Below are 1,323 nucleotides of genomic sequence, written 5' to 3' on the forward strand. Positions count from 1 at the left end.
ATAGAAGTATTCTCCTTAGAAAAACAATGCGGATGAGTATGAGTGGACTTCGCGCTTCCTGACCTACCGCAGTATACATACCCTCCTGCTACGGGGAAATTTATGGAAAGTAGAATTTTAGAGAGATGAAGTCAAGTGACAAAGAACTGTTCATCTCCTTTTGGGGAAGTAAATATCAAATGATGAGAGAAGGAGTGATAGAACGATATTTGAGTTATAATGTATCAAAAGAAGAGGAGATGACCTGGATAGAGGAATTGTTGCAATCGCTATACATTCGTCTTCAACGCAATATCAATGATTTAAACGCTTTACACCAGATGACATACTTAATCGAGTGTCATGGTATGGTAGAGCATGCAATAACAAACAACTATGGGAAGAAACCTGATACAAGAAATACCTATACAGGGAAGTCCAAGGATGGAATGTTACAATCATTTTCTTTAAGAGGAAGGCAAGATAAGTTCGTATGATCCGATATTAACAGAGTGATTATGCATTATTCTTTCAAGAAAACAGTCTATATGGATGGTGATGGTAGAAAAAATAGCTATCCATCAGTTGTTATAGAGAATCCAGAAAAGTATGGAAGCTTCTTTCAGGATGAAATCGTTCATCTATCTTTAGATTACGTTGAAGAGATTGTCAGAGAGATTGAAGCGGTTCTGAATGGCGAAGTCTACTTTTATGAAGGGTTTGGCTTTGAGGTGTATATGATAGAGTGTGATAGAGAAAAAGCGGTAGTTAAGAATGTCTACGAAGACGACCGGGTAGAAGCTGTTATCCCTATTGAAGAGGTTTATGAACTGATGCGAGACTGGCGAGATTTTCAACGAGAGTATTATCATAACCATACTTCGCTATAGAAATAGTAGGGTTTCGGTGAAAAGCTCAAAGGACAGATGTTTCTAGAAGTGCCTGTGCATGGTTTATCTTGCTGCATAAAAGAGGATATATTCCTTTTATCATGTACTTTCAAAATCAAAGTGCAAAACGTCTATCTGTTTTCCATAGGTTCTAATCTATGAAAAAACGAATGAATCGTTGCATTTCGATTTTGAAGATAGAAGCACTCTTCAAAAAAGGAAAATTTACGGTTTTGAAATGATTAAAATAGAGAAAAAGACAGGTAAGAGAATTTTGATAGATGGCAGAGATTTGCGATTGGCTACCTATTGCAATAACGACAACGTGTGGTTTTGGTACATTTATACGAAAGAGGAGGTTAATCCAGGATTATTCTCAAAAAGCGGAGAGTACTTTAAGTTGTTTCTTGAAATGGGTCAAAAATACTCTTATCCTGCCTATGAGAGTCGCATG

1 protein-coding gene and 1 pseudogene are annotated in these 1,323 nt (G+C 36.8%); both read left to right on the forward strand.

The features are described 5' to 3' along the window. The first annotated feature begins 497 nt into the window (after positions 1–497). Entirely contained in the window at positions 498–869 is a 372-nt protein-coding gene (locus HMPREF9999_RS08340) for a hypothetical protein (RefSeq protein WP_009752279.1), read from the forward strand. Positions 870–1,107: 238 nt separating this feature from the next. Continuing rightward, a pseudogene (locus HMPREF9999_RS10790) lies at positions 1,108–1,323 on the forward strand (hypothetical protein); the annotation flags it as partial.

This window comes from Alloprevotella sp. oral taxon 473 str. F0040 (assembly GCF_000318095.2).
In the GTDB taxonomy this organism is placed as follows: domain Bacteria; phylum Bacteroidota; class Bacteroidia; order Bacteroidales; family Bacteroidaceae; genus Alloprevotella.